The following is a 17,748-nucleotide window of genomic DNA, read 5'->3' on the forward strand; positions in this document are numbered from 1 at the left end:
TCCTTCTGAGGTGTGCAGCTTTCGAGTGGGTAGACGGGGGGATTGCGTGGAACTCATCGGCGGCTGTTGGCGATTTATGGCCAGTTTGCCCTGGTACGGTCGCGTTCGACGGGCATAGGCAGGAGGGGTGCGTGGCGGGGAGGTTGACGTCGGGGGATATTGCGCGGACCGTGCCGATCGATTTCGTACGCGCCGCGGTCGCGCTGGCCGCTGCTCGCGGTGTCGAAACCGAGGGGTTGCTGCGGTCGGTGGGGGTGGCGCCGGATCTGATCGGGCAGGATCGGGCGCGGGTGACCGTCGAGCAGATGACTCGTACGGTGCGGGAGCTGTGGCGGATCTCCGATGACGAGATGTTCGGTTTGGGGGCGCGGCCGGTGCCTCGGGGGACATTGCGGTTGATTTGTTTCGGGGTGGTCGGGTGTCCGGATTTGGGCGCGGCGTTGGCGCGGTTTGCCGAGTATCACCGGCTCGCACCGGGGTTGCCGATGATGACGACCACGACCGAGCGGTCTCGGGCTCGGTTGACCATCGACGTGTCGGGGCTCAATGATCCTGCGCACCTGATGACTTCATTTCTGCTGGCCTCGGCGCATCGGATGATGGCGTGGGGGATCGGGCGGCGAATTCCGTTGCGGCAGGTGGAGTTTCCGTTTACGAGACCCGCGAACGCCGCCGACTACGATCTGGTATTCGCCGCGCCGCTGGTCTTCGGATGTGATTCCGCCACACTGGTTTTCGACAGTTCTGTGTTGCTTTCACCGATCACCCGGACCGAACAGACCTTGATCGAGTGGATCCGCAACGCCCCGGCGGATCTGCTCGCCCGCCGCGAGTACGGAACGACGTTGTCCGAACAGGTGCGCCGGATCCTGAGTCGTGGCTTGACCGGTGCGTGGCCGACCGGTGAGGAGATCGCGCAGCGGCTGGCGTTGAGCCCGCAGACCGTGCGCCGCAGGCTGGGGGAGGAGCACACCTCCATCACCCGGATTCGCGAGGACATTCTGCGGGACGCGGCGATCGCGGCACTGGCGCGTGGTGAGGAGACCGTGGAGGAACTCTCGGGTCGGCTCGGGTTCTCCGAACCCAGTGCCTTCCGGCGGGCGTTTCGCCGGTGGACGGGTAGCCCGCCGGGGTCCTACCGCGCGGGAGTCTGACCCGCGGAGCCGATCGCGCGCTCATTGGGAATGACCGCGATTCTCGGAATATATGACCACAGCGCTCAATTCGCGCGTATCGCGGTTTCGACCTGGTCAATGCACCGATGCTGTGTCTACGCTCGCCGAATTCCACTCGTCGTTCGGGAAAGGCAATTCGGGATGAACGTGCGCAGCGCAGGGCGCGTACTTATCCTCGGTGTCGCGGTGCTACTGACGCCTTGGGTTTCAACGGTTTCGGCGCAGGCGGCGCCGGATGATCCGAGCACGCCGCCGATCGAGTCGGCTCCGGCATTGACCCTGCCGCCGGAACTGGACGATTTCTATCGTCCGGCGGCCGGTGTGGTCACCGCGGCCGAGCCGGGCGAGATCCTGCGCGTACGCCGCGTCAACCCCGCGTTCTTCGGTCTGGTGCAGCTCAATATCGATGCGTGGCAACTGCTTTACCGCACGAACAACTCGCACGGTGAAGCCATCGCTACCGTCACGACTGTGCTCAAACCGCGCGGTGAAGCGCCCACGGGTGGGCGCAAACTGCTGTCGTATCAGATCGCCGAGGACAGTGTCGCGCAATACTGCGCACCGTCCTATGTCATCCAATCCGGTTCCATTCCGGCGGATTATGTCAATGCCGCCGAAACGCTCATTCCGATTGCCGCGGGCATCGGTCAGGGCTGGACCGTCGCGCTACCGGATTATCAAGGGCCGAATTCGGCGTATGGGGCCGCGCGCATGAACGCGCAGGCCACCCTGGACGGTATTCGCGCCGCGGAACGGTTCGAGCCCGCTCAGCTGAGCGGGGCGCAGACTCCCGTTGCGCTGTGGGGCTATTCGGGCGGCACCATTCCGAGCTCGTTCGTCCCGGAAATCAAGGAAGGCTATGCGCCGGAACTGAATATCGTCGGCGCCGCCGCCGGTGGTGTCGCCCCGGGCGACTACGCCGCCGTGGTCCGGCATAACAACAACGGCGTCTACGCCGGACTGATCTCGGCCTCGTTCGCGGGTCTGGCGACCGAGTATCCAGAGATGGCGCGGGTCATGCGCGAGCGGGTGGATCTGCTCGGCCAGGTCGTGCTCGCGTCGAAGAAGGTGCTGTGCCATCCCCAGGGCGCGCTGCTGTTCCCGGGATTCAACTATCTGGGCACCTTCGGCGGTTCGGATCCCTTGGCGCTGCCCGAGATTCGCGATGCCATCGCGGATAACTCGCTCGGTCAGCAGCGGCCCACGGTGCCGATCTACTTCTATCACGCGCAGAACGACGAACTGATTCCCATCGCGGGAACCGATGCGGCAGTGGACAAGTACTGCCGTGACGGCGCGCCGAGCGTTACCTACGTGCGCGAGTTCGCCGCCGAACACATCTCTGGTGTCGCCACCCATCTGCCCGGAGCCTTCCATTGGCTGCGTGATCGGCTCAATGGCGTGCCCGCGCCGGTCGGCTGCGATATCAGCAGTCCGGTGAGCACACTGACCGAACCGCAGTTCGGTCAGGCACTGGCCGAGATCCTGCCGCCGCTGGCACAGGCGCTCGTCGGTCAGGCCATCGGACAGCAGAACTGAGGTCGGTCAATGAATCGCACGACTACTCGAATCCTGCGCAGCGCCAGCGTTATTGGTGCGCTGATGCTCACCATGGCGTTCTCGGTCGTACTGCCTGCCAGTGCGGTTCCCGCGAAGGATGTCATTTTTCCGAAGGCCAACGCCCGCACCGGATTACCCGACGGCTGGAATCCCGGTCCGGAGCTCTACGGCGTCGGTGAACACAAGAACGTCGAGATCCCGATGGCGGACGGGGTGATCCTGCGCGCCGACGTCCGATACCCGACCGACTCCTCGGGAGCCCCTGCGCCCGGGCCGTTTCCGATCGTCATGACCCAGACCGCCTACGGCAAGGACAGCGCCGGATTTCTGCGGCTGCTGTCCTACGACGGGATCGGACCCGCACTCCAGAACGCGCTGCCCTCGGTCATCGATGTCGCCAAACAGCTCACCGACGCCGCGGGATACGGCGACTACTTCGTCAGGCGCGGCTATATCAGCGTCATCGTCGATATCCGCGGTACCGGCTCCTCGAACGGGAACTGGAGCATCCTGCAACCGCAAGAACGCGAGGATTCCACACGGATCGTGCAATGGGCTGCGGCACTGCCGAATTCAACCGGTGAGATCGGCCTGTGGGGCCTGTCCTATCTGGGCATGAGCGAGTTGCTCACTGCGGGCGTCATGGAGCCGGGGTCCCCGATCAAGGCGCTGTTTCCACTTATGCCGGGCAATCACATGTTCCAGGACCTGCTCGATCATGACGGATTCCTCAATATCGCGTTCCTGACCTCGATTCTGGCGTTCCCGGTCACCGCGCTGCCGCAGATCGATCCGATTCTGGGCCTGTATCGGGAGCCCGGCAAAGCGCTGAGTGTCTTCGTCGACCACCTTCTCACCCACCTGCGCGATGACGGCACCTGGCCCTCGATCATCAACGCCCTCCTGGATGGCGACAAGCTCTACAACAGCCCGTATTGGGAATCGCGGGCCATCGACAATGTGCTGAAACAGATTGCCGCCAACGATATTCCGACCTATCTGATCAGCGGCCAATACGATCTGCTCCAGGACGGCACGCCGCGCACCTTCGCAGGATTGCAGAACGCCTATGCCGGACGGCCCCACGACGGTCCCATGCCGCCGGACGAGCCATCGAGCGGACGATTCCAAATGCTCACCGGCCCTTGGTTTCACATCCAACCGAGCAGTCAGCGCACCACCGACGATATCGATATGCACGCCATTCAGCTGGCCTGGTTCGATCGCTGGCTCAAGAACGATCACAACGGCATCGACGAAACGCAGACTCCACTGCATGCCATCGACGTCAACGGCAATGTCATCGAGAGCGCGACCTATCCGGTCCGCCAAGCGCCCACTCAACGGCTGTATCTGCAAGCGGGCAACCGGCTTTCACCCGAAAAGCCCACCGACGGGGCCGCCTCGGACCGCGTTGATTTCACCCCGGTCAACGCGGGAACCATCTGCAATGCCAGCTACTCCCGGAACTTCTCCGGCGTATTCCAGCTACTGACCTCGATGATCGGCATCGATGATCCCTGCGCCCAATTCCCCGCGAATCCCAGCGTGCCCGGCCTGCTGACGAACCCGACCTACACCACTGACGCGTTCGCCGAGCCGACCCTGCTCGCGGGGCCGATCGGAGCCACCCTGTTCGCGATCTCGAACAAATCGGCCTCGGCCTTCAATGTGACGGTCCAGGACATCGCCCCCGACGGCACCGCCACCGCGCTCACCGACGGTCAACTGGCGGGCAATTACCGTGCCCTGGACGACAATCGGACCTGGCGCGCCCCCGACGGCAGCGCGCAGGGCCCATTCCATCCCGGCACGCGCGAATCCCTGCTCCCGGTGGTCCCCGGTGAGAACACCGAATACAACATCAAGATCCGCCCCGCCTTCCATGTTTTCGCACCCGGCCATCGGCTCCAAATCACGATCGGCACAGGAGATTTCCCCACCCACATCCTGAACCCCAAGGACTATCCGGCGCTGCTCGGCAGCTCCTACGACATTCAGCGCAATGACACCGCCGCGTCTTTCCTGACAATCCCCCTGGCGCCCGCCGCCGTGCAGTAGCCAATCGTTTACGCGACCAGCGTCGCGATCGCGAAAATGTCGGTCGCATCAGTGACCGGACGGTCGTCTTCGCAACCTCGCAGGTATGGGATTTCTTGGGGGAGCGGTCACAGCGTTCTACAGTGTGTGGGGCTGGCGGGTTTCCCTGCCACGCACTCGGGTAGCCGGGGGCTGTCTCGATCTGGCGAGTGGAGGGTGAACGCGATGACCGAACCCCTACCGGTGGTTCCCGAGGACGGCGGCCGGCTGGCTCAGTTCGACCTCGAGGAAATGCAGGGCTGGCAGGTCCGCGAGGCGGTGCGGGGGTTGCTGGCCCCCAGCACCGGTGTCACCGTCGAAGACGCGGTCCTGGTCATCGAGGAGATGGTCGCCAACGCCCGGGAACACGGCCGCTCGCCCCGCCGCTGCCGCCTCCAATTGCAGCCTGGACGATTGCGGGTCGAGGTCGACGACAGCGGTACCGGCAACCCCCGCGTACGCACGCCCGATCTGTCCGGTGGCCGGGGCATGATCGTCATCGACCGCCTTGCCCTCGACTGGGGAGTGCTGCAGTACGAGGGGTTCAAGACGGTCTGGGCCGAACTTCCTCTCGACCGCCCGCGGTTCTCCCCGCTGTCGACCGCGTTCGAACCGGAGCAGACCGACACCCGCAACGACTCGTAGGCTCCTCAGCCCGTCACAGTGGCCGCTCTTTGCCGGCGAGTGCTTCTTCGACGGTGTGATAGAGCTCCAGGACGTACTCGAGACCGGTGATCTCCAGGGGCCGGATGACCGGACGGTTGGCATCGACCACGATGCGCAGCGGTTCGCGGCGGATTTCGGCTTCCAGATTGGTCGCCGCCAGCGTCTTCAAGCCCGCGCCACCGAGGAATTCGACATCGGTCAGATCGAGAATGCAGTAGTTGGCGCGGGTCCGGTCGAGACCTGCCTGCACCGCGTCCGCCAGCTGCCCGGCGGTGGTGCCGTCAACCTCTCCCAGAATCTTCACCACGGCGACCTCGCCGATCATCCGGTGCTCGACGCTGAGGTCGGGTGTTTGTGAGTCCTGCTCCTGGTTCGTCATTGTGGGCACTATATGGGTTGGCACCGACGGGCAAATCCCGTTCGTGCTCGAATCGGCCGATCTGCGGCGCGAGTCAGGCGAACTCGCCGTGCATCTCCCAAACCAGTACCTCGCTGGGTTCGACGGCGGTGATGGACTGGCCGCCGATTCGCGTGAGGCGCACCGCATCACCCTGTTCCAGCGGGCCCGATCCCTCGAATTCGACCTGTCCGCGCGCGATGAACACATGACCGAACGGAGCGTCCGGAACCGTCACGGTCGAACCCGGCTCCAGGCGTGCGACGTGAAATGCGGCATATTTGTTGTGCAATGTGATGGCGGTGTCATTGCGATGGCGGCGTATCCCGGAAGCGACGGTAACCAGTGAATTGCGTGCCAACTCCCCGGCGACATCCATCTCTTGATAGCCGGGCGTGAGCCCGGATTCGTCCGGGGGAAGCCACATTTGGACCACATGCAGGGTCGGCTTCTCGTAGCGGCCCGCACTGTTCTTCTCCGAATGCAGAATTCCGATCCCCGCTGTCATACGCTGCGCCAGGCCGGGATTGATGATGCCGGAGTTCCCCGCCGAATCCTGGTGCACCACACTGCCTTCCAGCACCCAGGTGACGATTTCGGTATCGCGGTGCTGATGGGTGTCGAACCCTTCGCCGGGATCGACAAAATCTTCGTTGTGCACCATGAGCAAACCGTGCGCGTTGGCGGCGAGATCGAAATTGCCGGTGGCCGGAAACGATTGCCGCGAGTCCAGCCATTCATTGCGCCAGTGGTGGCGATCCGCGCTGCGAATCACCTTGACCACGGCCGTTTGTGCCGACATCGAGAACCGCCTTCCATGGGTCGCTGACCGTCAAGCGTGCGGCGGCCGGTGGATATTCCCCGAATATCCCGGGTCCGATTCGGGGATACCTGGCAAAAGCCGGGTATCCGGGTGATAGGGGTTCGGCCCGAAACGGTGAGCCGGATGACACGCGAGCGTCGATGTTGATGGAGGTCAACCATGTATCCCGCCGGTGAGAACGAGCCGTATCCGACCAAGGGGCTCGAGCGTGAGCCGGTCACTCCGCCGACCCATGACGCACCGCCCCCGCCTGCGCCGCCCGCAGCGCCCCCGGCGGTAGAACCCGCGCCCAAGCCCGCACGAATCAAGCGAACCAGGGCCGGCAGCGTCTGGGTGGGCCTGACCGCAGGCGGTGTATTCCTGGTGGTCCTGCTGATCTTCGTGGTGCAGAACACCGAGAGCTTCCGCTTCGGCTTCCTCGGCTGGCATTTCGATATGCCGGTCGGTGTCGCGATCCTGGTCGCCGCCTGCGCAGGACTGCTGGTGATGGCTGTGGCGGGTGGAGTGCGAATCATCCAGCTGCGCCAGGCGTTTACGCGCGCCGCGCGTGCGAACCAACCGGTGCCGCCCGCGTGAGGTGCTTGATCCCACCTACGCCGAACGCCACGACCGTGTGCGCACCGACCTGAAATAGCGCGAGTTTCCGCTTGTCGGCCGATGCGTGCACACTGGGGCGGTGACGGAGATGGAGTCGGCGGTCGCTCAGGGCGCGACCGAGATGGAACAACCGGTCAGCGCGGCCGCCGCCGAAGAGGTCGCCGACGTGGAATCGGTGGTCGGCGTGGGAACGCCGCAGCCCATCGGCAGTTTTCGCTTCTGGTTCGCCGAGCAGCGCTGGGAATGGTCCGACGAAGTCGCGGCGATGCACGGCTACGCGCCCGGTGAGGTCGAGCCGACCACCGAACTCCTACTCGCCCATAAGCATCCCGAGGATCGCGACCGTGTGGCCGGTGCGATCACCACGATGATCGAGGAGGGTGAGCCGTTCTCCAGCAGGCACCGGATCATCGACACCTCCGGGTATGAGCATGAAGTGATCGCGGTGGCGGACCTGATGGCCGACGACGAGGGCGCGATCGTCGGGACTCTCGGCTACTACATCGAGATCACCGACATCGTGCAGGAAAGCCCCGAAGAAGCGCTGCCGGAAATGTACGAGGGCCGGGAAACGATCGAGCAAGCCAAGGGTGCGCTCATGCTGATCTACGGGTTGACCCCCGATCAAGCCTTCCGGCTGCTCAGATGGCGGTCACAGGAGACCAACGTCAAGCTGCGCGCCCTGGCCGCCCGGTTGGTAACCGAGCTGCGTCCGCTCACCAACGAGATACCGCAGTTCCGGACCCGGTTCGACCATCGTCTGCTGACCCTGCACGAACGCGTCTCCGACTGAGGCGATTACGAGGCCCGGGTCAGCGGCCAGTCGGCGGGCAGCATCAGGCGCGCTCCGATCATGCGTAGTGCGGTGAGCAGTGCCTGGATCTCATCGAGGCCGGACGCGACCGCGTGCGGTTTGCCGTCGATGCGGAACCTGCAGAGGTAGTAGCGCTGTCCGGGCGCGCGGGTGGGCCTGTTGATCTCCACCGCACACGGACCCACCCGGGTGATCAGGATGCGCAGCGCGATCACTTCGTTCTCGCGCGCACCAGTTGTCGGCGCCGAATCCATATCGGTGCGTGGTGCCGCGGGAAATCCCTGCTCGGAGGAGTCGAGCACGGTGAATCGATGGCCATTGCCGTTGGCCCGCGCCAGGACTGCGCCGATGTCGAGCAAGGCGTTGTACAGCGCGGCCACCCCGTCGCTGCCTGTGGCCGTGAATTCGCCCAAGCCCTCGATGCGGAAGCCCGCCGTGCCTCCTCCGTCAAGGGTGGTGTGCGCGGGCCTGCCCATTTCGATCAGCACCGCTCGGTCGCCATCGGTCACAGCGCGGGTCGCGATGACTTCGCCCACCTGATCATCCACCTGCCCAGTCGCCTCCACGTCGTGGTGATACCCACTGGCCGATAACGCAATCACAGCGCGGTCGTGCGGTCGATTCTCACGCCCAGCGCAGGTACACCACCGCGATATCGTCGTCGAGGCCACCGGACGTGCTCGCCAAAGCCTCGACACGCCTGATCAATTCGTCTATGAACCCGCCGGGGCGCACCGCTGTCACGGTGCGTGCGAGCGTGAGCAGACCCGCTTCGCCCAACCGCTCGCGTCCGTTGCCGGTGTATCCCTCGTACAGGCCGTCGGTGAGCAGCACCAATCCGGCACCCTCGGGGACCGTCAGCTCGGATACCGGCCAGGTGGCCCGTCCGGGCATTACGCCCAGTGCGGGGCCGCCTGCGGCTTCCAGCCAGACGGTGTCCGTTCGCGAGTGCAGCAACATACCCGGGTGGCCCGCGCGGATCACCTGCGTCACGCGATCGCGCGATGATGCGCGCACTGCGGTGAGCGTGGCGAATGTGCGATGGTCGACGCGCTCGGCAACCAGGACCCGCTCCAGCATCCGCACCTGCTGTGGTCCGGTGATACCGCTGAGAATCAGTGTGCGCCAAGCCAATCGAAGCGCGATACCGATGGCGGCGGCATCGGGACCATGACCGGCGACATCTCCGATCACCGCGTGCACGGTACCGTCGGGCTCCTGCACGATGTCATAGAAGTCGCCACCCAGCAGTGAGTGTGTGCGTCCGGGGCGATAGTGCGTTTCGACTTCTATGCCACCGTCACCCATCAGCAAGGGCCTGGGCAACAACCCGCGTTCGAGCCGGGTGGTTTCCCGTGTTCTGTCGACCAGACACTCGACGGCCCTCGTCAGCGTCCGAGCCCATTCGTGGCGCGGCCGCGGATTCCCATCGGCGGCAGCGTCCGGCATCTTGTCCGTCACCCGGCCCGCCAATGAATATCGCCGGCGGGGAGGATTTTTCGGGCACGCGCAAGCATCGCGGGCCTCCGATCAACGACAGGGCGCCTTCGACTGCACACCCGCTCTCTCGAACGGCCGTTTGTTGGACCGCGAGGCACGATGAGCTTAACCGACCGAGCGACCAGGTTCGCGCAACCGGTCGAGAGGGGACGCGCGCAATCTATCCCGTTCGGCCACCGACGTATTCGAGCAGACTGAGTGGCATGCCGTCGCCCTCAGCGGGCCAGCCACCCGGCGAAGCGGCTCGTCAACAAGGGCATGATGCCCCACACCATGGCCGCGACTGCCACCGGAACGATGCAGGCCAGGCGCAGGGGTGTCGGCAGGTGTTCGAGCAGGGGGCCGGTGACTGTCACCAGCACCGTCAGCATGGGGTAGAGGCCCAGGACGGTCAGCAGCCAGAACTTCCATTTGGGCGGGTGTGCAACGCTTTCGGTGACTCCCGCAACATTCTGCTGATCTTCGATAACCTGTGTCGCCGACATGGCCTGTGCCTTTCGTTCGCTTACAACGTCATTGGATAGACGACGCAGCGTCCGTAGGTGTGACATGGGCCGGGGCAACCGCTTTCAGGCCCGGTCGTGGAGGGTGATCTGGTAGCCGTCGGGGTCGGCGAAGGTGAAGGTGCGGCCGAAGGGGCCGTCGATCGGGGCGGAGACGATGGTGTGGCCGTCGGCGGCGAGCGCGTCGTGGATGGCCTGAACGTCGTTGGCGTGCAACCAGATCGCCGCGCCTATGCCGGGCTGGGCGACCGATGACAGGTCGGTGCCGGGGACGAGATCGCGCAGGGCGAACGCGATCGGCTTGGTTTCGAAGACGACGGAGTGCGGCGGTCCGGCGGGGGAGCGGACCAGGCCGAGGTACCGCTCGTAGAACGCCCGGGAAGCGTCGAGGTCGCGCGCTTGCAGGGAGATGAAGTCGGGGCCGGTGACGGGCATGATGATGATCCTTTCATTCGTGTCAGTTAGCTGACATGAATCAATGTATGTCAGAATACTGACATGAGTCAAGATGGCGTCGACCTGGAGACTTCGCTCGGATATCTGCTGAAGGAGGCGTCCAGCGCCCTGCGGGTGGCGATGGAAGAGGTGCTGCGCCCGCTCGGAATGAGCGTGACGCACTACTCCTGCCTCGAGCTGCTGGCGCAACGGCCGGGCCTGTCGAACTCCGAACTCGCGCGCGGCGCGTTCGTCACCCGTCAGACGATGAATGTGCTGCTCCAGACCCTGGAGCGAGAGGGCGAGGTGACCAGACCTGCGGCGGCTCCGGTCGGCAAGGTTCTGCCCACTCGGCTCACCGCGCGCGGTCGCCGAAACCTCGAGAAGGCGACCGTCGCGGTGCGTTCGGTCGAACTCCGAATGCTGGCCGGGATGACCGAGGCCGAGCGGTCGGACGCATCACGGATCCTGCGCGGCATGATCGGATCCCTGCGCGATGGCAACGGCGGCGCATAGCCAGACCGCTCTAATTACGTTGCGGTCGAACGCGTTCGAGTTTGGTCCAGCCGCTCCACCCGCGTTCGGTCAGCAGTTCGGTCAGTCGCCGGGCGGGCGGTGCGGTGTCGAACGCGAGTGTGTCGAGCAGCTCCGCCAGCGCGGGGTCGATGTCGCCGGCGACGTAGTCCTCGCCGTGCTCATCGGCGAGTTGAGTGAGGTAGGCGGCGATGGTATCGACCGCTTCGATCAGCGCGGTGCTGTCGTCGGTCAGGTCGAGCGCTCGGCTGAGGGCGAGATAGAAGTCGGCCAGCGGTGCTTGGTCGAGCTGGTTTCGCTTGCGCGCGATCAACTCCGGGATTTCCCCGGGCGAATGGGCGGCCAGCGGGATCCAGCCGTCACGTTCTACTTCGATGACGCGTTCGTCGACCCCGAGCGCGCGCAACCGGTCGAGAAACTCGACGACGTCCGAGGGCAACGCCAAACTGTCACCCGCTTCGAGCCGGGCGATCTGCTCGCGATGCCGTTGCAGCGTAAGAATTTTCGCGCGCAATTGCTCGTCCAGGTCTGAGAGCACCGCGGCGAACTCCTTCGTGTCCGCGCGGAGCAGCTCGCGCACCCGGGCCAACGGCACCCCGGCCGCGGCGAGCGTCCGGATCCGGATCAGCTCGACCACACTGTCCGCGTCATAGCGGCGGTAACCGGAGCTGTCGCGCACGGGTTCGGGCAGCAGCCCGGTGGCGTGATAGTGCCGGACCGTGCGCACGGTGACTCCGGCGTAGGACGCCAGCTCGCCGATGGTCAGCATCGGACCAGTCTCCCGGATCCACGATCGATTTCAAGGTCTCGCCTGGTCGGCGGGGTGCTGGGCGGCCCGGATGATCCGGGTGATCTCCGAGGCATGCGTGATCACCAGCGCATGCGTGGCATCGAGCCATGTCACCGGAATGTCGGGACGCTCGCGCACCAGTCGATCGACGCCGCCGCGCCAGAGACGATTGAACCGCGAGGTGCGGGCGTCGCCGTCGTCACCGGCCATCGAGGTCGCCATGATCAGGTGGATCGGACACTCGATCGCGTGATACCGGTCCAGGATCCCCGGACCGATGACATTGTTCCGGGTGTCGATCCCGGATCGGAGCGCATCCAGCTCCAGATTGAGGTCGACAATCTCCTGTGCGCTCAGCACCACCCGCCCCCTGGCGCTCATTCCGGCCTGACGCGACGAGGTGGAGTCCTCCCACATCGTGCGCAGGTCCGGCAGGTCGGCCGGTGTGATGAACGGCGCGGGTAGCGGGTTCGCCCCGTCGATGATCACGAGTTCACTTGCGCTGCTGGGAAATTCGCTGGCGTAGTGCACGATCAGATCCGCGCCGTACGAGTGGCCCACGAGCATCGGCGGCGCGGACAAACCGAGCGATCGCATCCTGTTCATGACCGCGCCGAAATCGTCGAGGAAGGCATCGAAGCTGTACTGGTCTGCGGCCGAGGACAAACCGTGCCCCCGCAGGTCGAACGTCATCACGTCGAACTCGCGCCGCAAGAGCGTAATGAGCTCGTGCAGTTCGGCTTGCGTGGACGTCAAGCCCGGACACAGCACGAGCGGCCGCCCGTGTCCGCCCCGCGACGCTGAAATGGATACGTCGCCGTGGGTGATCGTGAACTGTTGCGTAGCAATGGGCTTCCCAGTCATGTCAGCCATGCTGGAGGGTTGACCCTGCGTCAGGGTCAAGGCACTAGGCGGCCTGGGTAGCTGACGGCAACTCGGCAGAATGCGTCGGGATGTTCGCCCCTGCGGGGGCCTCGCGCGGGTCGGCGTCGAAGCGAGTGCGGGCGTCGTTGATGTGGATTGGCCTCCGGACAGGATGCGCGAACTCGCCGCGGGCATCGCACGCGCGGCAGCGAAACCCGGGACCATCGCCACCTCGCCGGCCACCCTGCTGGGCGTTGCCGCACTCGATATCCCGACCACCTGATCGAGATCACCGCCACCTCGGTCCTGGAGCGGTTATCAGGTGAGCGATTGGCTCGCTGTCCGCAAATCTCGCAGGGCGGCAAGGGTATACGGGGCGAGTTCGGCGTCCTGGCTGGCGTCGAGCCAGTTGGCGTAGCCGCATTTGAACGCGAGGATGCCCAGTTCGGCCGCGAGGTGTGCGGTGGGGTTCGGCACGCCGCGGGCGAGTAGGGCCTCGGTCATCGCCGCTGCCATTCCTACGCTTTTGAGGGCGTCGCGCTCCTGGAGTTCGGCATTGGCGGCGATGGCCGCGGCGAGGCGGGGAGCGAGTTCGCGATTCATCGGACCCATTGCGCCGGAAGCGCGTTCGAGGCCCGCTGCGACCGCCTCGAGCGGTGTCGCGGCGGCGGGCGCTTCGGCGATGCCCTCGGTCAGCAGTTGGCTCAGCGTCTGCTGACCCGCACTCAGAAGTTCGCGTTTATCCGAGAAATGGCGGAAGAACGTGCTCTTGGTGACCCCGGCCCGCTCGGCGATCTGGGTGACCGTCGTGGCGTCGTACCCCTGCTCGGTGAACAGGTCCACCGCGGCCAGCACGAGCCGCTCACGTGCCCCGGGTTCCCATCGTGCCATGACAGCCATGATAGGTGACGGGACAACAGTACCGTCGGGGGAGTTGAGGGACGGGCGAGGTGGTCAGTTCGTGGTCTGACTGTTGAATTCGGGGCAGTAGAAAGTGATGGCCTGGTTCACGATTTTGCGGGCCTCGTCGCCGGTGTACAGGGGAGACGCGGTGTTCGGCGGTGCCGGGATGGCGGCGACCGCTGTTACCTCGTCGGCGGCCGTGCGCCCCTGTTCGCGCATCTCTCGGCACACGGTTTTCGCGGTGGCGAAGATGTCGCCGTCCTCGGTGGGCACATGCTCGTGCTTGACCGCGGCCAGGAACGCGACGTCCTTGGTAGAAGGTGACTCGGTATCCGAGCCGCACGCGGCCAGGATGACGACGCTGATCGCTATCGGCAGTGCGGCCCAAGGTCGTGCGCTCATGTCACCTCGAATTGCCTCGTGGGATACGGCGTTTGAGGATCATCACACAGCCGCGCGCCCGGACGTGTGATTCGTTGCCGCGTCCGGAGGCGTGTCGGCGACGTCGGGTGTACCGGCGTGAGCTGTCCGTCGTCGATCACCGCTCACAAAACGCAGCGCGCGTCGGCAGGTGGGCTTCGGAGGTCGACGAGGTAGTCGTCGACCGCCTTGTTGACGCAGGCGCTGGTGGCGGCGAAAGCGACGGTGTGCTGGTTGCCCTCGACGGTGAGCGCGGTGCCGCCCAGGGCCGCGGCCAGCTTCAGGCCGCCTTCGTATGGGGTGGCGGGGTCGCCGGTGATCGAGATGGTGAGAGTTGGGGGCAAGCCCTTGATCCCGGTCGCATAGGGGTAGTCGAGAGTGGGTGTGGCGGGCCAGAATTCGCAACCGTCGCGGGCTCCGTCCGGTCCACGGCCGGGGTCCAGGAAGGGGGCGACGCGGTAGATGTCTCGCCGCAGGTCGGTTTCCTGTTCGGGGGAATGGCGCTGCTCGTCCAGACAGTTGATCGCGTAATTGGCGTCGGCGATATTGGGCCAGCGGCCGTCGGCGCCGCGGCCGCCGAAGGCATCGCCGATCTTGCGGAGGGTGTCGCCGCGGCCGGTGCGGATCTGGGCGAGGCCGGCGGTGATGACGGGCCAGACAGCCGAGTCATATAGCCCGGCGATCACGGACCCTACCGCGAGTGGATAGTCCGCGGTTCGGTTGTCTCCCGCGGGAATCGGATGGTCCAGCAGCGGTCGCACAATGCGCTGAAATTCCGTGACGGCCTGGCTCGCGTCGGTGCCCAGGGGACAGTCGGGGCGGGTAACGCAGTCGGCGGCCATGGCGTCGAAGGCTCGCTGGAAGCTCGTGAACTGCGAGATTCGACGCTCGGAAGTGCCGGTGGTGGGATCGATTCCGCCGTCGAGCACCATCGCGCGTACTCGATCGGGAAAGAGTTCGGCGTACACCGCGCCCAAGCGCGTGCCATAGCTCTGCCCGAAATAGGACAGCTTGGCGTCGCCGACGGCGGCGCGCAGGATGTCCATATCCCGTGCCGCATCGCGGGTGCCCAGATGGGCGAGCGCTTCTCGGCCTCCGGAGCCCTTCGCGCAGCGGTCGACCAGAGCGCGGGTGTCCGTCTCGGTGAACCGGCCCACCGTGGCGGCGGTGGGGAAAACGGCTGCGCCACTGTCATCTTCGGCATCGCTATAACAGCGCACCGACGGGCTGGAGGCACCGACGCCGCGCGGATCGAAGCCGATCAGATCGAATCGCTCGCTGAGCCTGCTCTGCGCCCACGTTGTCGCCCCCGCCGCGGCCATGCCCATCCCCGGCCCGCCCGGCCCACCGGGATTGAGCAGCAGCGACCCGATGCGCTCGCCCCGCGCGGGCACCTTCAGCACCGCTATTCGCATCGTGGCCCCGCCCGGGTAGGCGTAATCACGCGGTACCTCCAGCCGACCGCACTCGAATCGGGGGTCGGCGAAAGCCTTCTCGTCCGATGCGGTGGTCGCGTACCCGTCGCATGAGGCGAACACCAGTTTCTGGTCATAGAACCGGTGCAGGCGCTCGGAATTCGACTGTGTGCCGGAGCAGGCTGCGAGTGTCATCGCCAGCGCCAAAACCGAAGCGGCCGTCGTCGATACTCTCATGCCCGCCGACCCCGAGCCCCGCGAATACCCCACGCCATTGCGTTCCTCCTCGCTGATCTTGGACCAGTTATTTCAACCCACTGGCTGTGCCCTGTCGGCGATCACACAAACACGCGAAGTCCGTTCGCCGCAGTCGCAACGCCGGGAGGCAGTAGCCGGAGGCACCGGTTGGCATACATGCGGGACACTCGTGATGGGACCAAAGTCCCGTCACTGGTGTTACAGTGATGGGACCAAAGTCCCATCACTCTCGAAGGTAGCGATATGCGCGTCTTCATTACCGGTGGCACCGGTCTGATCGGCTCCACCGTCATCGCCGAACTGCTCGACAACGGCCATTCCGTCCTCGCGCTCGCGCGTTCGGATTCCTCGGCCGCGGCACTTACCGCCGCAGGTGCGGAGCCGATTCGTGGCGATCTGGCGGACCTGTCCACGCTCCGTGCCGGTGCCGCTCGCGCCGATGGCGTGATTCACCTGGCGTTCGACCATGCCGCCTTCGGCAGCGCCGAGGCGGTCGGGGTGGCGGTCGCCCAGGAGGGCGCCGCGATGGCGGCGTTGGGGGAGGAGTTGATCGGCAGCGATCGCCCGCTGGTCACAGTCGCGGGTACTCCGGCGGTCCCGGGCCGGGCGTCCACCGAGGCCGATCCGTCTCCGATCGAAGGGCTTGTCGGCGGTCGCGGTCATTCGGTGAACGCGATTCTGGAGCTGTCCGCGCGTGGTGTGCGCAGTGCGGCGGTGCGGTTGCCGCGCACCGTGCACAACGACGGCAAGGGCGGATTCGCGGGTATGCTCACCGATATCGCCAGGCGCACAGGGGTTTCCGGTCATCCGGGTGATGGTGCGCAGCGCTGGCCCGCGGTGCACGCGCTCGACGCGGCCGTGCTGTTGCGGTTGGTTTTGGAGAGTGCGCAGGCCGGAACCGTATGGCATGCCGTGGCCGATGAGGGTGACGCCGTGCGCGATATCGCCGCGGTCATCGGCCGCAGGCTCGGGCTCGAGGCAAAGTCCGTGCCGGAGGAGACATTCGGTCCGCTCGGGGCGATCTTCGCCACCGATCAGCCGTCATCGAGCGCCCATACCCGGCAGGTGCTGGGGTGGGAGCCCAAACACCCCAGCCTGCTCGAAGACCTGGAGAACATTAAGCCGTGATCAGCTGAGAACGGAAACCTGGACTCGCCGCATTGCAGTCGACTCCGTAGAGTGAGACTGGTTGCAGCGCAACCATTCTCCTATTCGTTTGACGTGGCGGGCAGTAGCAGGCCATCGGTGACGGTCCAGGTCGATCCGTCGGGGTCAACGCCGGTCAGCCCTTCCAGGTATGCGGTCCCGACCAGTGCCAGTGCGGCGGGGTCGGCGATGGTGGCGACGATAGTGTCGCGAGCGGACCAGATGGTCGACCACAGGAGCCGCCGAGTCATCTGCGCCCACCCCAGCCGCGGCCCCGTCATGACCCACAAATCCGTTGGGGCGGTGGCGAATCGGCGAGCTTGACGCAACCATGATGCCGCGGTCTCGGGCCAGGTGATGTGGTCGGCGATGCGCCCGCCCCCACGTTCCCACTGGTCCGCGACCGCGGCCATCGTCGCTATCGCGGCGGATGTGCGTCCCGATCCCAAGGTCAGGGTTCGCGCACCCCGCGCGCGAGCCACCGCGATGATGGCGGCGATCTCGGCGTCGGTGGCGGTGGGGATGTCCTGGCCCGTGCGGGATAGGTTGTGCAGCAATGGTGTTGGGGACCCGGCTGTCATCGGTTGCCTTCCTTCCAGATGAGATAGCGGTCAGGGCAACAGATCGCGCACGGCCGATAGCCCGCCGCGACCGCTGTGGCCTCGTCCGCGAAGAACACCCGGTGCCTCACGTAGTGTCCGACCGCGATCGCCCGCACCGCTGAGCGGCAGTCCAGCCGCCCGTAGATCCTGCTGCGGCGATGCCCGCCCCACAGTCCCGGTGTCTCGGAGCGATAGGCATTCCCCGTGGCATCGAGCAGCAGGTAGGTGCGGGGCGGTTCAGGCGCCATCGAGGAATGCCGGTTCGGT

The 17,748-nt window shown here is 65.7% G+C and carries 22 protein-coding genes; 9 read left to right on the forward strand and 13 right to left on the reverse strand.

The annotated features are described in order from the left end of the window. Positions 1–170: 170 nt before the first annotated feature. The 4 genes from AB0L82_RS31450 to AB0L82_RS31465 all read left to right on the forward strand — a co-directional run bounded on the left by AB0L82_RS31450 (position 171) and on the right by AB0L82_RS31465 (position 5,459). Positions 171–1,154: an AraC family transcriptional regulator gene (locus tag AB0L82_RS31450; RefSeq protein ID WP_364644386.1), complete on the forward strand. Its 984-nt coding sequence runs from the start codon at positions 171–173 to the stop codon at positions 1,152–1,154. Positions 1,155–1,316: 162 nt separating this feature from the next. Then, complete coding sequence (locus tag AB0L82_RS31455; protein WP_364644389.1) at positions 1,317–2,714, forward strand: lipase family protein; 1,398 nt, start codon at positions 1,317–1,319, stop codon at positions 2,712–2,714. 9 nt (positions 2,715–2,723) lie between these two features. Then, a complete protein-coding gene (locus AB0L82_RS31460) occupies positions 2,724–4,796 on the forward strand; it encodes a CocE/NonD family hydrolase (protein ID WP_364644392.1) in 2,073 nt (690 codons plus the stop codon). 204 nt (positions 4,797–5,000) lie between these two features. Then, the gene (locus AB0L82_RS31465; RefSeq protein ID WP_364644395.1) at positions 5,001–5,459 is read left to right on the forward strand and encodes an ATP-binding protein; all 459 of its coding nucleotides are present in this window, start codon (positions 5,001–5,003) and stop codon (positions 5,457–5,459) included. A gap of 13 nt (positions 5,460–5,472) precedes the next feature. On the opposite strand, the gene AB0L82_RS31470 is transcribed toward AB0L82_RS31465, so the two are convergent. Further along, positions 5,473–5,859 carry an STAS domain-containing protein gene (locus AB0L82_RS31470; protein WP_364644398.1) on the reverse strand — a complete coding sequence of 129 codons (387 nt, stop codon included), beginning with the start codon at positions 5,857–5,859 and terminating at the stop codon, positions 5,473–5,475. A 73-nt stretch (positions 5,860–5,932) separates the two neighbouring features. Continuing rightward, positions 5,933–6,679: a pirin family protein gene (locus tag AB0L82_RS31475; RefSeq protein WP_364644401.1), complete on the reverse strand. Its 747-nt coding sequence runs from the start codon at positions 6,677–6,679 to the stop codon at positions 5,933–5,935. Positions 6,680–6,859: 180 nt separating this feature from the next. Between AB0L82_RS31475 and AB0L82_RS31480 the strand changes: the two genes are divergently transcribed. Together AB0L82_RS31480 and AB0L82_RS31485 are read left to right on the forward strand one after the other, a co-directional pair. After that, positions 6,860–7,276, forward strand: a complete 417-nt coding sequence (locus tag AB0L82_RS31480) for a lipopolysaccharide assembly protein LapA domain-containing protein (protein WP_364644404.1) — start codon at positions 6,860–6,862, stop codon at positions 7,274–7,276. Positions 7,277–7,376: 100 nt separating this feature from the next. Continuing rightward, positions 7,377–8,090: a PAS and ANTAR domain-containing protein gene (locus AB0L82_RS31485; protein ID WP_364644407.1), complete on the forward strand. Its 714-nt coding sequence runs from the start codon at positions 7,377–7,379 to the stop codon at positions 8,088–8,090. A 5-nt stretch (positions 8,091–8,095) separates the two neighbouring features. Here AB0L82_RS31485 and AB0L82_RS31490 read toward each other — a convergent pair whose 3' ends face one another. The 4 genes from AB0L82_RS31490 to AB0L82_RS31505 all read right to left on the reverse strand — a co-directional run bounded on the left by AB0L82_RS31490 (position 8,096) and on the right by AB0L82_RS31505 (position 10,549). Further along, the gene (locus AB0L82_RS31490; RefSeq protein WP_364644410.1) at positions 8,096–8,677 is read right to left on the reverse strand and encodes a hypothetical protein; all 582 of its coding nucleotides are present in this window, start codon (positions 8,675–8,677) and stop codon (positions 8,096–8,098) included. Between the two features lie 58 nt (positions 8,678–8,735). Continuing rightward, positions 8,736–9,572, reverse strand: a complete 837-nt coding sequence (locus AB0L82_RS31495) for a PP2C family protein-serine/threonine phosphatase (RefSeq protein WP_364644412.1) — start codon at positions 9,570–9,572, stop codon at positions 8,736–8,738. Positions 9,573–9,826: 254 nt separating this feature from the next. Further along, entirely contained in the window at positions 9,827–10,096 is a 270-nt protein-coding gene (locus AB0L82_RS31500) for a hypothetical protein (protein ID WP_364644415.1), read from the reverse strand. A gap of 84 nt (positions 10,097–10,180) precedes the next feature. Beyond that, positions 10,181–10,549 carry a VOC family protein gene (locus AB0L82_RS31505; protein ID WP_364644418.1) on the reverse strand — a complete coding sequence of 123 codons (369 nt, stop codon included), beginning with the start codon at positions 10,547–10,549 and terminating at the stop codon, positions 10,181–10,183. Positions 10,550–10,612: 63 nt separating this feature from the next. Between AB0L82_RS31505 and AB0L82_RS31510 the strand changes: the two genes are divergently transcribed. Beyond that, a complete protein-coding gene (locus AB0L82_RS31510; protein ID WP_364644421.1) occupies positions 10,613–11,065 on the forward strand; it encodes a MarR family transcriptional regulator in 453 nt (150 codons plus the stop codon). A gap of 10 nt (positions 11,066–11,075) precedes the next feature. On the opposite strand, the gene AB0L82_RS31515 is transcribed toward AB0L82_RS31510, so the two are convergent. Next, a complete protein-coding gene (locus AB0L82_RS31515) occupies positions 11,076–11,852 on the reverse strand; it encodes a MerR family transcriptional regulator (protein ID WP_364644424.1) in 777 nt (258 codons plus the stop codon). A 30-nt stretch (positions 11,853–11,882) separates the two neighbouring features. Beyond that, positions 11,883–12,776, reverse strand: coding sequence for an alpha/beta hydrolase (locus AB0L82_RS31520; protein WP_364644427.1), 894 nt, complete (start codon positions 12,774–12,776; stop codon positions 11,883–11,885). 40 nt (positions 12,777–12,816) lie between these two features. On the opposite strand from AB0L82_RS31520, the gene AB0L82_RS31525 reads away from it, so the two are divergent. Then, on the forward strand, positions 12,817–13,020 hold the full coding sequence (locus AB0L82_RS31525) for a hypothetical protein (protein WP_364644430.1): 204 nt from the start codon (positions 12,817–12,819) through the stop codon (positions 13,018–13,020). Between the two features lie 35 nt (positions 13,021–13,055). Here AB0L82_RS31525 and AB0L82_RS31530 read toward each other — a convergent pair whose 3' ends face one another. From AB0L82_RS31530 to AB0L82_RS31540, 3 genes are all read right to left on the reverse strand, one after another. Beyond that, on the reverse strand, positions 13,056–13,628 hold the full coding sequence (locus AB0L82_RS31530; protein ID WP_364644433.1) for a helix-turn-helix domain-containing protein: 573 nt from the start codon (positions 13,626–13,628) through the stop codon (positions 13,056–13,058). Between the two features lie 63 nt (positions 13,629–13,691). Continuing rightward, on the reverse strand, positions 13,692–14,042 hold the full coding sequence (locus tag AB0L82_RS31535) for a DUF732 domain-containing protein (protein WP_364644436.1): 351 nt from the start codon (positions 14,040–14,042) through the stop codon (positions 13,692–13,694). Between the two features lie 143 nt (positions 14,043–14,185). After that, a complete protein-coding gene (locus AB0L82_RS31540; RefSeq protein WP_364644439.1) occupies positions 14,186–15,712 on the reverse strand; it encodes an alpha/beta hydrolase in 1,527 nt (508 codons plus the stop codon). Between the two features lie 264 nt (positions 15,713–15,976). Between AB0L82_RS31540 and AB0L82_RS31545 the strand changes: the two genes are divergently transcribed. Further along, positions 15,977–16,861, forward strand: a complete 885-nt coding sequence (locus AB0L82_RS31545; RefSeq protein ID WP_364644442.1) for an SDR family oxidoreductase — start codon at positions 15,977–15,979, stop codon at positions 16,859–16,861. Between the two features lie 80 nt (positions 16,862–16,941). On the opposite strand, the gene AB0L82_RS31550 is transcribed toward AB0L82_RS31545, so the two are convergent. Together AB0L82_RS31550 and AB0L82_RS31555 are read right to left on the reverse strand one after the other, a co-directional pair. Continuing rightward, positions 16,942–17,460, reverse strand: coding sequence for a hypothetical protein (locus AB0L82_RS31550; RefSeq protein ID WP_364644445.1), 519 nt, complete (start codon positions 17,458–17,460; stop codon positions 16,942–16,944). Beyond that, positions 17,457–17,729, reverse strand: coding sequence for an Ada metal-binding domain-containing protein (locus tag AB0L82_RS31555; RefSeq protein ID WP_364644448.1), 273 nt, complete (start codon positions 17,727–17,729; stop codon positions 17,457–17,459). The genes AB0L82_RS31550 and AB0L82_RS31555 overlap by 4 nt, the downstream gene beginning before the upstream one ends. Positions 17,730–17,748 lie beyond the last annotated feature (19 nt).

The sequence above is a fragment of the Nocardia sp. NPDC052001 genome (assembly GCF_040680615.1).
In the GTDB taxonomy this organism is placed as follows: Bacteria; Actinomycetota; Actinomycetes; order Mycobacteriales; family Mycobacteriaceae; genus Nocardia.

Excerpts from the sequence above, each read along its gene's own strand:
- AB0L82_RS31455 (WP_364644389.1), top strand. The coding sequence starts at position 1,317 with ATGAACGTGCGCAGCGCAGGGCGCGTACTTATCCTCGGTGTCGCGGTG.
- AB0L82_RS31460 (WP_364644392.1), top strand. The coding sequence starts at position 2,724 with ATGAATCGCACGACTACTCGAATCCTGCGCAGCGCCAGCGTTATTGGT.
- AB0L82_RS31465 (WP_364644395.1), top strand. The coding sequence starts at position 5,001 with ATGACCGAACCCCTACCGGTGGTTCCCGAGGACGGCGGCCGGCTGGCT.
- AB0L82_RS31470 (WP_364644398.1), bottom strand. The coding sequence starts at position 5,859 with ATGACGAACCAGGAGCAGGACTCACAAACACCCGACCTCAGCGTCGAG.
- AB0L82_RS31475 (WP_364644401.1), bottom strand. The coding sequence starts at position 6,679 with ATGTCGGCACAAACGGCCGTGGTCAAGGTGATTCGCAGCGCGGATCGC.
- AB0L82_RS31480 (WP_364644404.1), top strand. The coding sequence starts at position 6,860 with ATGTATCCCGCCGGTGAGAACGAGCCGTATCCGACCAAGGGGCTCGAG.
- AB0L82_RS31500 (WP_364644415.1), bottom strand. The coding sequence starts at position 10,096 with ATGTCGGCGACACAGGTTATCGAAGATCAGCAGAATGTTGCGGGAGTC.
- AB0L82_RS31505 (WP_364644418.1), bottom strand. The coding sequence starts at position 10,549 with ATGCCCGTCACCGGCCCCGACTTCATCTCCCTGCAAGCGCGCGACCTC.
- AB0L82_RS31510 (WP_364644421.1), top strand. The coding sequence starts at position 10,613 with ATGAGTCAAGATGGCGTCGACCTGGAGACTTCGCTCGGATATCTGCTG.
- AB0L82_RS31515 (WP_364644424.1), bottom strand. The coding sequence starts at position 11,852 with ATGCTGACCATCGGCGAGCTGGCGTCCTACGCCGGAGTCACCGTGCGC.
- AB0L82_RS31525 (WP_364644430.1), top strand. The coding sequence starts at position 12,817 with ATGCGTCGGGATGTTCGCCCCTGCGGGGGCCTCGCGCGGGTCGGCGTC.
- AB0L82_RS31530 (WP_364644433.1), bottom strand. The coding sequence starts at position 13,628 with ATGGCACGATGGGAACCCGGGGCACGTGAGCGGCTCGTGCTGGCCGCG.
- AB0L82_RS31535 (WP_364644436.1), bottom strand. The coding sequence starts at position 14,042 with ATGAGCGCACGACCTTGGGCCGCACTGCCGATAGCGATCAGCGTCGTC.
- AB0L82_RS31540 (WP_364644439.1), bottom strand. The coding sequence starts at position 15,712 with ATGAGAGTATCGACGACGGCCGCTTCGGTTTTGGCGCTGGCGATGACA.
- AB0L82_RS31545 (WP_364644442.1), top strand. The coding sequence starts at position 15,977 with ATGCGCGTCTTCATTACCGGTGGCACCGGTCTGATCGGCTCCACCGTC.
- AB0L82_RS31550 (WP_364644445.1), bottom strand. The coding sequence starts at position 17,460 with ATGACAGCCGGGTCCCCAACACCATTGCTGCACAACCTATCCCGCACG.
- AB0L82_RS31555 (WP_364644448.1), bottom strand. The coding sequence starts at position 17,729 with ATGGCGCCTGAACCGCCCCGCACCTACCTGCTGCTCGATGCCACGGGG.